At 51.5% G+C, this 13,182-nt stretch carries 14 protein-coding genes and 1 pseudogene; 5 read left to right on the top strand and 10 right to left on the bottom strand.

The window, feature by feature from the left end; translation table 11 throughout:
• Positions 1 to 41: 41 nt before the first annotated feature.
• Positions 42 to 632, bottom strand: coding sequence for a GTP cyclohydrolase II (gene ribA / locus ACLJR2_RS07935; protein WP_001176284.1), 591 nt, complete (start codon positions 630 to 632; stop codon positions 42 to 44).
• A gap of 195 nt (positions 633 to 827) precedes the next feature.
• On the opposite strand from ribA, the gene pgpB reads away from it, so the two are divergent.
• The 5 genes from pgpB to yciH all read left to right on the top strand — a co-directional run bounded on the left by pgpB (position 828) and on the right by yciH (position 4,480).
• A complete protein-coding gene (pgpB, locus tag ACLJR2_RS07930; protein WP_000948651.1) occupies positions 828 to 1,592 on the top strand; it encodes a phosphatidylglycerophosphatase B in 765 nt (254 codons plus the stop codon).
• A 149-nt stretch (positions 1,593 to 1,741) separates the two neighbouring features.
• Complete coding sequence (locus ACLJR2_RS07925; RefSeq protein ID WP_000876301.1) at positions 1,742 to 2,050, top strand: LapA family protein; 309 nt, start codon at positions 1,742 to 1,744, stop codon at positions 2,048 to 2,050.
• Between the two features lie 6 nt (positions 2,051 to 2,056).
• Positions 2,057 to 3,226, top strand: coding sequence for a lipopolysaccharide assembly protein LapB (lapB, locus tag ACLJR2_RS07920; RefSeq protein WP_000891378.1), 1,170 nt, complete (start codon positions 2,057 to 2,059; stop codon positions 3,224 to 3,226).
• Between the two features lie 190 nt (positions 3,227 to 3,416).
• Complete coding sequence (gene pyrF, locus ACLJR2_RS07915) at positions 3,417 to 4,154, top strand: orotidine-5'-phosphate decarboxylase (protein WP_001537903.1); 738 nt, start codon at positions 3,417 to 3,419, stop codon at positions 4,152 to 4,154.
• A complete protein-coding gene (gene yciH, locus ACLJR2_RS07910) occupies positions 4,154 to 4,480 on the top strand; it encodes a stress response translation initiation inhibitor YciH (RefSeq protein WP_001285199.1) in 327 nt (108 codons plus the stop codon). Before pyrF ends, yciH begins: the two co-directional genes overlap by 1 nt.
• A gap of 119 nt (positions 4,481 to 4,599) precedes the next feature.
• Here the strand turns inward: yciH and osmB are convergent, their stop codons facing one another.
• From osmB to ACLJR2_RS07865, 9 genes and pseudogenes are all read right to left on the bottom strand, one after another.
• The gene (osmB, locus tag ACLJR2_RS07905; RefSeq protein ID WP_000481166.1) at positions 4,600 to 4,818 is read right to left on the bottom strand and encodes an osmotically-inducible lipoprotein OsmB; all 219 of its coding nucleotides are present in this window, start codon (positions 4,816 to 4,818) and stop codon (positions 4,600 to 4,602) included.
• Positions 4,819 to 5,076: 258 nt separating this feature from the next.
• On the bottom strand, positions 5,077 to 5,829 hold the full coding sequence (locus ACLJR2_RS07900; protein ID WP_001088594.1) for a DNA-binding transcriptional regulator YciT: 753 nt from the start codon (positions 5,827 to 5,829) through the stop codon (positions 5,077 to 5,079).
• An 86-nt stretch (positions 5,830 to 5,915) separates the two neighbouring features.
• On the bottom strand, positions 5,916 to 6,095 hold the full coding sequence (locus tag ACLJR2_RS07895) for a hypothetical protein (protein ID WP_001279854.1): 180 nt from the start codon (positions 6,093 to 6,095) through the stop codon (positions 5,916 to 5,918).
• A gap of 121 nt (positions 6,096 to 6,216) precedes the next feature.
• Positions 6,217 to 8,199 (bottom strand): cyclic di-GMP phosphodiesterase, encoded by a 1,983-nt coding sequence (pdeR, locus tag ACLJR2_RS07890; RefSeq protein WP_015632928.1) that lies wholly within the window; start codon positions 8,197 to 8,199, stop codon positions 6,217 to 6,219.
• A gap of 261 nt (positions 8,200 to 8,460) precedes the next feature.
• Complete coding sequence (locus ACLJR2_RS07885) at positions 8,461 to 10,395, bottom strand: exoribonuclease II (RefSeq protein WP_000485041.1); 1,935 nt, start codon at positions 10,393 to 10,395, stop codon at positions 8,461 to 8,463.
• 244 nt (positions 10,396 to 10,639) lie between these two features.
• Positions 10,640 to 11,617 (bottom strand): annotated as a pseudogene (locus tag ACLJR2_RS07880) (CMD domain-containing protein); the annotation flags it as partial.
• Positions 11,618 to 11,816: 199 nt separating this feature from the next.
• The gene (gene fabI / locus ACLJR2_RS07875; protein ID WP_000506501.1) at positions 11,817 to 12,605 is read right to left on the bottom strand and encodes an enoyl-ACP reductase FabI; all 789 of its coding nucleotides are present in this window, start codon (positions 12,603 to 12,605) and stop codon (positions 11,817 to 11,819) included.
• Between the two features lie 117 nt (positions 12,606 to 12,722).
• Complete coding sequence (locus ACLJR2_RS07870) at positions 12,723 to 13,022, bottom strand: hypothetical protein (protein ID WP_031607852.1); 300 nt, start codon at positions 13,020 to 13,022, stop codon at positions 12,723 to 12,725.
• On the bottom strand, positions 12,997 to 13,176 hold the full coding sequence (locus ACLJR2_RS07865) for a hypothetical protein (protein ID WP_001532376.1): 180 nt from the start codon (positions 13,174 to 13,176) through the stop codon (positions 12,997 to 12,999). The genes ACLJR2_RS07870 and ACLJR2_RS07865 overlap by 26 nt, the downstream gene beginning before the upstream one ends.
• Positions 13,177 to 13,182 lie beyond the last annotated feature (6 nt).

Below are 13,182 nucleotides of genomic sequence, written 5' to 3'. Positions count from 1 at the left end.
CCTGCCGTAAACAGGCAGGCCCGCGCTTTAATACCGGTGGCTTACTTACTTAGCAGGTGGCCCATTTTGGCCGCTTTAGTATCGAGATAATGCTCATTATTTGGATTACGACCCACAATGAGCGGAACGCGTTCGACGATATTAATTCCCGCCTCGGTCAGTATTTCGACTTTCTTCGGATTATTGGTCAGCAGGCGAACTTCATCCACGCCCAGTAATTTGAACATATCCGCGCACAGGGTGAAATCACGCTCATCGGCGGCAAAGCCGAGCTGATGATTGGCCTCCACCGTGTCATAGCCTTGATCCTGTAACGCATAAGCGCGAATTTTATTAAGCAGGCCGATATTGCGGCCTTCCTGACGGTGGTAAATCAGAATACCGCGTCCTTCTTCCGCAATATGCGTCAGCGCGGCTTCCAGTTGAAAACCACAATCACAGCGCAGACTAAAAAGCGCGTCCCCGGTAAGACATTCGGAATGAACGCGAGCCAGTACTGGCGTTTTACCTGAAATATCGCCAAAAACCAGCGCGGCATGGTCGTGTCCGGTTGCCAGTTCTTCAAATCCCACCATCAGAAAGTCACCCAATGGGGTTGGCAGTTTGGCTTCTGCCACACGTTTAAGCTGCATGTATTTCTCCAGATTATGCTGACGCCTGCGGTGTCGTCGCCTGTTGGCTTGTATCCCGCTATTTTGCCATAAGGCGGCGGACATCACCTAATCACTACCACGTAATTGCTCAGGAATGGCACAAATTTGTCAATTTTCCAGTCCGGCGAGAATTTTCAGTTATGATTGTGATACTTATTTATAAAAGGAGCATCCATGCTTTCAATTGCGAGGCGCACCGCGGCAGGCGCCGCCCTGTTGCTTATCATGCCGCTTGCCGTATGGGTATCAGGCTGGCAGTGGCAGCCAGGACATCAGGTCTGGTGGCTAAAAACGCTATTCTGGATAACGGAAACCGTGACCAAACCCTGGGGCGTTATCACGCATGTGATTCTTTGTGGATGGTTCTTATGGTGCCTGCGATTTCGCCTGCGCGCCGCCATTATGCTGTTTGCGATTCTCGGTGGGGCGATTATCGTCGGGCAGGGCGTGAAGTCATGGGTAAAGGAGCGCGTACAGGAGCCGCGGCCATTTGTGGTCTGGCTTGAAAAAACGCACCATATTCCCGTCGATGAGTTCTACACTTTAAAGCGTACAGAACGCGGACATTTAGTGAAAGAGCAGTTGGCCGGGCAACAGAACATCCCCGTTTTCCTGCGTCAGCACTGGCAAAAAGAGACGGGCTTTGCGTTTCCCTCCGGACACACCATGTTTGCAGCGAGCTGGGCGCTTTTGGCCGTGGGTCTGTTATGGCCGCGCAGACGGACTTTCACCATCGCGTTTTTGTTAGTCTGGGCGACCGGCGTAATGGGCAGCCGTTTGCTTCTGGGAATGCACTGGCCGCGAGATTTAGTGGTCGCCACGCTTATCTCCTGGCTATTAGTTACCCTGGCGACCTGGCTGGCGCAGCGAATTTGCGGGCCGCTTATGCCGCCTCGTGAAGAAGCGCAAGAAATTGCTGAACGCGAGCAGGAAAGCTGACAACGGTTGATTTTCTGACTATTGCCCTTAAATCATCTGATGGCGGGCGCATTTCCATTTCGCGCGAGGCGGGAAAATGGTAATTTAGAAGGCTGGATGCGGTAAGTTGGACACGATTTATTCGCGCAAACCACATAACGGGAAGTAATGTGAAATATTTACTCATTTTCTTACTGGTATTGGCGATTTTTGTTATTTCGGTGACGCTGGGCGCGCAGAATGATCAACAGGTGACGTTTAACTACCTGCTGGCGCAAGGGGAGTATCGTATCTCCACGTTGCTTGCTGTGCTGTTCGCCGTCGGTTTTGCGATTGGCTGGCTGATTTGCGGCCTGTTCTGGCTGCGGGTCCGCGTTTCCCTTGCCCGTGCTGAACGTAAAATTAAACGACTGGAAAACAAGCTTTCGCCAGCAACCGACGTTGCGGTCCCTGCCGATTCGTCGGTTGTAAAGGAATAATCATTTATGTTGGAGTTGTTATTTCTGCTGTTGCCTGTAGCCGCTGCCTATGGGTGGTATATGGGTCGCAGAAGTGCGCAACAAACAAAACAGGATGAAGCTAACCGCCTGTCGCGCGATTATGTCGCAGGGGTTAACTTCCTGCTGAGTAACCAACAAGATAAAGCGGTGGATCTGTTCCTCGATATGCTTAAAGAGGATACCGGCACCGTTGAGGCTCATCTCACTCTCGGTAATCTGTTTCGCTCACGCGGCGAAGTCGATCGCGCCATCCGTATTCATCAAACGCTCATGGAAAGCGCTTCATTGACCTATGAACAGCGTTTACTGGCTGTTCAGCAACTGGGGCGCGACTATATGGCCGCCGGTTTATATGACCGCGCGGAAGATATGTTTAACCAACTTACCGACGAAACGGAATTTCGCGTAGGCGCGTTACAGCAGCTTTTGCAAATCTATCAGCTAACCAGCGACTGGCAAAAGGCGATCGAAGTCGCAGAACGGCTGGTGAAACTGGGCAAAGATAAACAGCGTATCGAAATCGCCCATTTTTACTGTGAGTTAGCGTTACAGCAGATGGGCAACGACGACATGGATCGCGCGATGGCGTTGCTGAAAAAAGGTGCCGCCGCAGATAAAAATAGCGCCCGGGTGTCTATCATGATGGGGCGCGTTTATATGGCGAGAGGGGATTACGCCAAAGCGGTCGAAAGCCTGCAACGTGTGATCGTTCAGGATAAAGAGCTGGTCAGCGAAACGCTGGAGATGCTGCAAACCTGTTATCAACAGCTCGGTAAAAATGCCGAGTGGGCGGAGTTTTTACGTCGCGCCGTTGAGGAGAATACCGGTGCTGGCGCTGAGTTAATGCTTGCCGATATTCTGGAAGCGCGTGAAGGTAGTGACGCAGCTCAAGTCTATATTACGCGTCAGCTACAGCGACATCCTACCATGCGGGTGTTCCATAAGCTGATGGATTACCACCTCAACGAGGCGGAAGAAGGGCGAGCGAAAGAAAGCCTGATGGTACTGCGTGATATGGTTGGCGAGCAGGTGCGCAGTAAACCGCGGTATCGTTGTCAGAAATGCGGTTTTACCGCCTATACCTTGTACTGGCACTGTCCGTCCTGCCGGGCATGGTCGACCATTAAACCTATTCGCGGACTTGATGGGCAGTAGTATATAAAAAAAGCTTCAATTTAGTTACAACATACTTGATGACGTAAAGCTAGAAACGACGCTGGCATCGGCGGCCAGGGCTTATCAGGTTGTCAATCGAACCTGTTAATTTCCCTGCGCCGCAGGTAGAATGCACGCCGTTTATCCAATTTGCGCCACTTCCGGTGCCCATCATCAAGAAGGTCTGGTCATGACGTTTACTGCTTCATCTTCTTCCTGCGCTATTACTGAATCGCCTGTCGTTGTGGCGTTGGATTACCATGAACGCGATAAAGCCCTGGCGTTTGTCGATAAAATCGATCCTCGCGATTGTCGCTTAAAAGTGGGCAAAGAGATGTTCACGCTGTTTGGTCCACAGCTCGTTCGGGATCTCCAGCAACGTGGGTTTGATGTCTTTCTTGATCTAAAATTTCATGATATTCCCAACACCACGGCCCGGGCAGTCGCCGCAGCGGCAGACCTGGGCGTCTGGATGGTAAACGTTCACGCGTCTGGCGGGGCGAGAATGATGGCCGCAGCGCGCGACGCGCTGGCGCCATTCGGTAAAGATGCGCCGTTACTCATTGCCGTGACCGTGTTGACCAGTATGGAAACCAGCGATCTGCGCGATCTGGGCGTGACGTTGTCACCGGCGGAACATGCGGAGCGGCTGGCGCGCCTGACGCAGCAATGCGGGCTGGATGGCGTGGTCTGTTCCGCTCAGGAAGCGGTCAGATTTAAACAGGCCTTTGGCGCTGCATTTAAGCTGGTGACGCCGGGCATTCGGCCCGCAGGCAGCGAGGCAGGCGACCAGCGACGCATTATGACGCCCGAACAGGCATTATCCGCCGGCGTCGACTATATGGTGATTGGCCGCCCGGTTACGCAATCGGTAGATCCGGCGCAAACGCTGAAGGATATTAACGCGTCACTGAAACGGGAGGCATAATGAGCGATTCCAATAGCCGTCTGGTTTATTCAACACAGACGGGGCGCATTGAAGAACCTAAAACGGCGCCGGTTCGTCCCAAAGGGGATGGTATCGTTCGCATTCAGCGTCAAACCAGTGGCCGTAAGGGTAAAGGCGTATGTTTGATTACCGGTATCGAGATGAATGATGCGGAATTAACCAAACTGGCGGCTGAACTGAAGAAAAAATGCGGCTGTGGCGGGGCAGTAAAAGAAGGGATTATTGAAATTCAGGGTGATAAACGCGACTTGATAAAATCATTGCTGGAAGCTAAAGGAATGAAAGTAAAATTAGCTGGCGGCTAATGAAAACGCCACGGTTGTAAATTACCGTGGCGTAAAAGTCAACTTTGTCTATTTTTGTAATCCAGACCTGAAAAGAATAAACGTATTATTTTGAGCCGTTCAATATTTAAACGTCTGGATTATTTTCCAACCTGGTGACCAATCACGCCGCCGACCGCCGCGCCGCCCAGGGTGCCTAATGTACTGCCGTCCGTTAACACTGCGCCGCCTAACGCCCCCGCACCTGCGCCAATAGCCGTGTTGCGATCGCGCTTGGACCAGTTTGAGCAGGCGCTCAGAGACATTGCTACGGTGATTGCCAGCACAGCAGCGGCCATTTTTTTGCTCGTCATAAACATAATACTCTCTCCTGAATTAACGATTCACGGAATTAAGCTCACTATAACTATAGTTAAAATAAAACCTGTTAAGAGATTTTCCGTAAAACCTGATTGCGCAGGGGTATATCACGCAGGTGATAGTCACTTCCTGTTATTTCGCTAATATTAATTTTACGATGTTACGCTCGTTACAACAGGTAAATAGTCTTAATTGGGATGTCAGAAAAGTCTTAGAGAGAGGATGATTTGCCATAGGGCAAACCATCGGGAAATATTTTAAACGGATGAGCCAATAACATTGACTAGCAGCCCTGCATGCTCTAACTGCATTTGATCGCTGGCGGAAATTCTGGAATCCGTAATGACACGATGGAAGCGAGAGAGCGGGCCTAGGGGATAGGGATGCACACAGCCAAATTTGGAGCTGTCGGTGAGGACAATCGCTTCTGAGCCTTTTTCCAGAACAGCGTTAACCACATCCGATCGCATCATATCGCGTCCGGTAAAGCCGGTATCAGCCTGCCAGCCATCAATACCGATAAATGCTTTGCTGAAATGCACTTGATGGATAAACTGTCGCGTCAACGGCCCTACCATGCTTTCACTTTTTTTCTGATAGATTCCACCGAGGAGAATGACTTCGCAAGGGGTTTCTTTGAGCAGATGCGCGATATAACTGCTCACGGTGATGATCGTGACATCTTTTTGTTCCGCCAGCGTCCGGGCCAATAGCGCATTGCTGCTGCCATTTTCAATAAAAACGGATTCCCCTGGACTGACCAGCGAGGCGGCGAACTCCGCCAGTCGGCGTTTTAGCGTGTAGTTCGTCATCATGCGAGTCTCTACGTCATCGCTCTCAAGCGAAACGGCGAAACCGTGCGCACGGCGTAAATAGCTCTGTTTTTCCAGGGTATTCAGATCCTGACGAATCGTGACTTCAGATACGCCGGTAATTTTCGCCAGTTCAGCAACGCTCATCTGGCCTTTATCAACCACCATTTGCAAAATTGATTGTTGTCGGGAGTTCATAGTATTAATTTTATACGTTAAGAGGAGTCAACAGACAGTCAGAGAGCCGGGAAGGGCTAACGGCCATCCCGGACAAATAATCGCTATCAGATTTCCCAGGGCGATCCGGGCGCCTGGGATGGCGAGATACCGTCTTTAACCTGATCTAACAGCTCTGCTCTCAATATTTCAAGGTTATTGATGGCCGAGTGGTAATCGCCAGCAACAAGGATATCCAGCACGGTATCAATGCGTGCGGCAATTCGTTGTGCTTCGATATCAGACATGTTTGTCATCCTTAATGTCAGAAAAGGTTTCAATTCATGATGCAGAAATTAATCTGAAAAGAGAAGGGAAAAATAGGGCTATGCCTGTCTGCACAGGCTGTTCTCCCTATTATCGCCGCCATTAACGCATTTTTTTCGTCTGATAACGTTTGTACCAGCGTTCAAAAGAAACGGCGGGCATAGGTTTGGCGAATAAAAAGCCCTGTCGTTCATTGACGCCGTTTTTTGTCAGGAAGGCATCTTCTTTAGCATTTTCTACGCCTTCGGCAATCACTTGTAAATTTAGCGCCTGAGCCACCGCGACAATCGCCCGAACCAGAGATTGCGACAGCGGTTGCTTATGGATATCTCTGACGAAAGCCTGATCCAGTTTAACGGCATCAATAGGGAACCGGGCGAGTTGAGAAAGCGAAGAATACCCGGTGCCAAAATCATCCAGATGAATCTGGGCGCCGAGCTGACTAAATTGCTGGATAACCGATAGCGCCAGCGTGTCGTTTTCGATCAGGCAACTTTCCGTTAGCTCGACATCGATCGGGCAATACTCAAAATTCAGATCGTACAAAGCCTGTTTAAGCGCAGTAAAAAGCGTCTGGTCGGCCAGTTGTCGCGCCGAAAAGTTAACGGCTACGCGCAAGTTAATCCCCTTATCGCGCCATCTCGCAATCTGGCGAACCACATCCAGAATCACCCAGCGGCCCAGCGGGACGATGAGTCCTGACTCTTCGGCGTATGAGATGAACTCCAGCGGCGGAATTAATCCGCGTTCCGGCGATTGCCAGCGTACCAGCGCTTCCAGGCTACGTACTTCGCCGCGCCAGGTAATTTTGGGCTGATAGTGAATAAGTAACTGGTCGTTTTCCAGCGCTTTTCGCAGGTTTGTATCCAGCCAGTGATAGTCAAATACGCGCTGATTCATTTCCGGCGAAAAAACGCAGAACTGACCGCGGCCACCTTCTTTGGCGTTATACATTGCGGTGTCGGCAGTGCGAATGAGACTTTCGCTGTCCTGTCCGTGCCGGGGGGCCAACGAAATGCCAATGGCGCATCCCGTGTAAACTTCAATGAGTCCAATACGAAACGGTTGCCGCAGACGGGTAAGGATTCGTGAGGCTACTGCTTCCAGCGCGGCCTGAGACGTATGGGCAGCGAGGACAATGAATTCATCTCCCCCCAGTCTGGCCAGCAATTGGTCTTCCTCCAGACAACTCAACAGCGCCAGCGAAACGGCCTGTAAGAGCTGATCGCCAAACATATGCCCATAGGCGTCATTAATTTTCTTGAAGTTATCCAGATCGAGATAAACGATACCCACCTGCGACTCGCCAGCCGAGGCAATAGCATGATTAATAAATTCATGAATAGCATTGCGATTGGGCAGGCCGGTGACGGTGTCTGTATTCGCCAGTATGCGTAAACGCTCCTGAGCCCGCCTTTCTTCGGTGATATCCGTGCCTGCGCAGATCAGGAAAATTTCGTTTTTTCCGCTACCGTTATGGATGAATTTATTACGAAATAAGAACAAGCGTTGGCCTTTACGGGTCTTTATCCAGCGTTCGATTTCATAGGCATTGCCATTGCGAAAAAAATTCTCAATGTAGTGTCGGGAGGCAACAGCCTCCCGGCGGCTCATAAATAATTTAAAGACGCTTTGACCAATTACATCTTGCTCTTTTAAGCCCGTGTACTCTTCGCATAACCGATTAAATCGACAGATTTTTCCCCGACTATCCAGTATCGCAATGACTGAGTTGGCTTCTGATACGATTTGCTCGGCAAAAGAGAGCTCCTGCGCCTGCGTTGGCGCGATGGCAGGCGTATCAGGCCAGGTTGCCAGGCTGCCAGCCCATTCACGGTTATTAATCTTACGGCCTACCAGGTGCACTGCGGTAACCTGTTTTTCTATCAACAACGTTATCAGCAGACTGGACGTAATCGCCGTTATTTCCCGGATACGCTCGGCTTGTTCCGGCGATAGCTCAACCGTTTTTTCTGCATCCGTTTCACCTGTCGGGGAGAGATACAGCACGTTGCGGTCATCAGCCAGACGCCAGTGAGAGTGAAGGGGATTTAGCGCCGTTTGTTCCTGAATCTGTTTCATCATGCGTACCATCCCATTTAAGCGCCAGGTGCCCGAAAAGAAAGGTTAGCCATGTTATAAATAAGGGTAATTATGGCTGAACGTATTGTTTTATCTATGTATTCATATGTAATCCAGATTCTGGAAAAAGCATAGTCGCCAGCTAAAAATAACAAGAAATGGGGCGCTTGAATAAGATTAAACTTAGAGCATGACGGAAGGGAGAAGAAGAAAAGAAACGGCCTTTGCCTTCTCAGCAAAGGCCGTTGAGCGAGCTAAGCGTGGTTACGCTGCCGGTCGGGCAATAATGCTGCGGGTTTCCATGCGAACTTCCGCAATAGTGACATCAATGACATCCGTCACTTTATAAACCGTCTCACCTTTAATCTGTACCGTACCGTTTTCCTGGCTGCATACCAGTTCATCGCGAACGGCGTGCAGGAACGGGGCAGGGATAAAGGCGATAGCGCCGTTATCGACCAGTCGCACACGCATACCACCACGGCTGACGTCAATAATTTCTGCCGCGAAACGGGTATTTGTCCCCGCCTTATCGTTAAGGAAGCGTGCATATAACCAGTCGCCGACATCGCGCTCCGCCATGCGGTTCAGGCGACGGCGTTCCGCCATTTGCTGGGTGATATCTTCCTGCGGACGCGCAATAGCTTCCCCCTTGATGACCGCTTTCAGCAGGCGATGGTTAATCATATCGCCATACTTACGGATGGGAGAGGTCCAGGTGGCATAAGCCTCAAGACCAAGACCGAAATGCGGCCCCGGCTCGGTGCTGATTTCCGCAAAAGACTGGAAGCGACGAATGCGGCTGTCAAGGAAACCGGAGGGCTGCGCATCCAGTTCGCGACGCAGTTTACAGAAGCCTTCCAGCGTCAGCACCTCTTCGGCATCGACATGCAGACCATGCGTTTTCAGCAGCGCGGCCAGCGCGTCGGCATTCGCGGGATCGAAGCCCGTATGTACGTTGTAAATACCGAAACCGAGCTTATCGCGCAGTACGCGCGCGGCGCAAAGGTTAGCGGCGATCATCGACTCTTCTACGATACGGTTAGCGATACGGCGCGGTTCCGCCACAATATCCAGTACTTCACCTTTTTCGCCAAGCACAAAGCGGTAATCCGGGCGGTCTTTAAAGACTAACGCATGATGATGACGCCACTCACTGCGGCTTAGACAAATACGGTGCAACAGACGAATCTGCTGGGCAATGCCTTCGTTATCCGGCTGCCAGGTGCCGTTATTTTCCAGCCAGTCGGAGACATTGTCGTACGCCAGCTTGGCCTTCGATTCGATCGTGGCCGCAAAAAAGGCGATATCATCGTCAATGGTGCCGTCCGCGGCGATTATCATGCGACAGGCGAGCGCCGGACGCACTTCGTTGGCGCGCAGTGAGCACAGATCGTCAGACAGCTCACGTGGCAGCATAGGAATATTGAAGCCCGGCAGGTAGTTGGTGAAGGCGCGAATTTTCGCGGCGTTATCCAGCTTACTGCCTTCGGCAATCCAGGCGGTAGGATCGGCGATAGCCACCGTAAGCTGGAGTCTGCCGTCCGCTAATTCCTCAGCATATAGCGCGTCATCCATATCTTCAGTGCTGGCGCTATCGATAGTGACGAAATTCAGCGCGGTCAGATCCTGACGCTCCAGCCCTTCGTCCAGCATCTCCGTCGCTACGCCGTTCGGCGCTTCTTTTTCCAGGTTGTGGCGAGCAAGCGTAACCCACCAGGGAACAAAGTGATCGTCGGCAAAGGTGATGTACTGCGTTAAATCGGCGTAAAACGAACGGTCGCCTTTAAGCGGATGGCGGCGCATTTCGGCAACCGCCCAGTCACCTTCTTTGAACTCATGCTGAACGCCGCGCGCGGCGCGGCAGGGAATCGCGTCTTTCAGCAACGGATGATCCGGCACGATGGACAGGCGGTCATTTTTACCCTGAACTTTTCCCACAAAGCGCGTCAGGAACGGTTCGATCAGTTCTTCCGGCTCGGCAGACTCCCGTTCTTTTTCCGTGTGGATGACCGCGACGATACGATCGCCATGCATCACTTTTTTCATCTGCGGCGGAGGAATGAAATAGCTTTTTTGCGCGTCAACCTCAAGGAAGCCAAAGCCTTTTTCCGTGGCTTTTACGACCCCTTCAGCGCGCGGCGTCTGGGAATGCAGTTGCTGTTTAAGCTGCGCTAGCAGCGGGTTGTCCTGAAACATATTCGTCTATTTTCGTAGCCAAAAGAGCGGCTGACAGTTTTACGCGATTCTGCCTGGCGCAGCAAGCGCTCTTTCTGTAATGGATGAGTTAATAGGTTTCGCCCAACGCGATTTTTAAACGATTCAACCATCCGCACACGCCGCACCAGCCTAACATATTAATGGCCTGCTCCGATGAAACTCCCCTGGTGAGTAGCGGGAAAAAATGCGCGGCGCTAAAGCGATCGGGCGCTCTGGTGAGCCATTGTATCGCCTGTGTCAGCGCAGGCTCAAGCTCCCAACGAGCGATATCGTCGTCTTCCTGGCGTAACGTGATAACAGCGCGGCGCCACGCGCCAGGTTGGGTTGCCTGTTCGTTAAAGCAGGCGGCGCTGCCGTTGATACGTGATGTGAGGAGCGTGATAAGTGGAAGTAAAGAAGGGGGCGATGCAGTGTGTAATGTGCTGGTCAGTATGCGTTCGAGTAACGCGAATGAAGACGGATCGCGCATGAGTACCGGCGCCATCATTTGGCATTGTGAAGACGAATATTGCCGCCGAACTTTGGTATGGGCTGGAGGATATTCTACCAGACTGGCGGCGGGCCGCCATATCGTCTGGGGGTTTTGAAACCGCGCGGCCCTGGCAAAGCGCTGCATCTCCTGGCCGGGCAGCTCACGCACGGGCAGACGGCAAAACGCCTGAAATATCGCCGCTACCCGCGCCTGAAAACCGATAAACCCAATGATCTGATTGATGAGTACGGTATCCCGGGCGGTTAATCCCACCTCTGCAAGCTGTTCGCGGGCCCGCGTATTGATAACGGAGGGGGAGCCGGCAAGCTGACGAGCGTATTGCGTAATTTGCGCCAGCCGTTGATTGCTCTCTCTTGAGGCGTCAGGGCCAGGTAGCGGCGCCAGACGCGCGGCATAATGGCGGCACAAACGCTGAACCCCAAATACCTGAGCGGCGGTCAGCGCGGTGCTCATACGTTCATAGGCGCTAAACGTATGAAGCCGGTCGTTGAGAACCGTGCGGGGAAATAAGACATCCGCCAACTGGCGAGCGGGCTTTAACCATGACTCAAAAGGCGTCAACGCGGTTTCTGCTACCGTTAAATCCAGTAAAAAACGATCGTTAACATACGCGGCTTCCGGCATCAGCGAAAGCGGGGTTTGTGACGACATAGTGGATTGTGTTTCATGATACCAGTGGCTTTTACCCGCTTTTCGGCATTGTTCCATAGGGTTTCCCGAGGATGAAATGGCGATCGATAATGATTCGGCGTCGGATCGTTTATGCTGGATTATCCTGGCGTATGCGGGAAAGGGATGAAAGATTGTTAGGTGATAACAAATATCAGAACGCTATATAACGAGATGAGCGGTGAGTGAGGGGAATGGGGCAGCACAGCCGTGCTGCCCGCTAATAAACTTAATGCGCTTACTTCAGTTCCAGTTCATTCATTGCCGCAATGCTGAACCCGCCGTCAACATGAACGACTTCGCCAGAAATGCCTGCCGAGAGATCGGAGCACAGAAACGCCGCTGAGTTACCCACATCTTCAATAGTCACGGTGCGACGAATTGGCGTAACGGCTTCACAATGCGCCAGCATTTTACGGAAGTCTTTAATACCGGACGCCGCCAGCGTGCGGATTGGACCCGCAGAGATGGCGTTGACGCGAACCCCTTCCGGTCCCATAGCGTTTGCCATATAACGCACGTTGGCTTCCAGAGAGGCTTTCGCCAGACCCATGACATTGTAGTTCGGGATGGCGCGCTCCGCTCCCAGATAAGACAAGGTCAACAGCGCAGAACCCGGATTCAGCATGGTGCGGCAGGCTTTCGCCATGGCAACAAAGCTGTAAGAGCTAATATCGTGAGCGATTTTAAAGCCTTCGCGGGTAACCGCATTAACATAATCGCCGTCCAGCTGATCGCCAGGCGCGAAACCGATCGAGTGTACGAAACCGTCAAATTTCGGCCAAACGTTACCCAGCTCCGCAAACATAGCGTCAATGCTGGCATCTTCAGCGACATCACACGGTAAAACGATGCTGGAACCCAGCTGGGCAGCAAATTCTTCTACGCGGCCTTTCAGTTTGTCGTTCTGGTAGGTGAACGCCAGTTCAGCTCCTTCGCGGTGCATCGCCTGTGCGATACCGTAGGCGATGGACAGTTTACTGGCCACGCCAGTGACCAGAATGCGCTTACCGGAAAGAAAACCCATAGCTTTAATCCTTATAGTCATTGCTTATTTTTTGCTTTTACGAACAATGGTTAACAGCAACTTTTCAACATTATTCGAAATTAGTCTGAAATTATATCCCACTCCTGGCCCCGTGTGTCACGCTATTTTTCCGCCGCTATCTCCGGCAGGTGACGTTCTAAAACCACACGGTAACGAAGTCCCTGAGGATTTTGAGCACTCCCCAGGGCCAAACTGGCAAATCAAAGAGTCTAATGGGACAGGCCCTACGGTGCAGTATACCAGCTGGTGTAAGGTTCGCCTCATCCAACCAGAGACACCGGGACGGATAGCAAGTACGATAGCGATGCGCCTTCCACCAGACAAATAAAGGTTCTGTAGGAAGCCTGAATATTCATCCGAATGGTTTACCTCACCTATTAGCGATGTTATGGACATGTAATTTTAACCAGCAAATGCTTAACAAAAATAATTTCTTTTTTAGGCGCTGAAGGTTTTCTCTATTTATTGATGCAGAGTAATACTGGATATGAAAAATTTTGGAAATCAGGTGATTACAGTAGTTACAAATCAGGTTTTTATATGTTTGCATGTGTAT

The sequence above is a fragment of the Salmonella sp. SAL03688 genome, assembly GCF_046551895.1.
GTDB lineage: Bacteria > Pseudomonadota > Gammaproteobacteria > Enterobacterales > Enterobacteriaceae > Salmonella > Salmonella enterica.
Note: the sequence above shows the minus strand (reverse complement) of the source record. Positions and strands in the feature narration are given on the sequence as shown.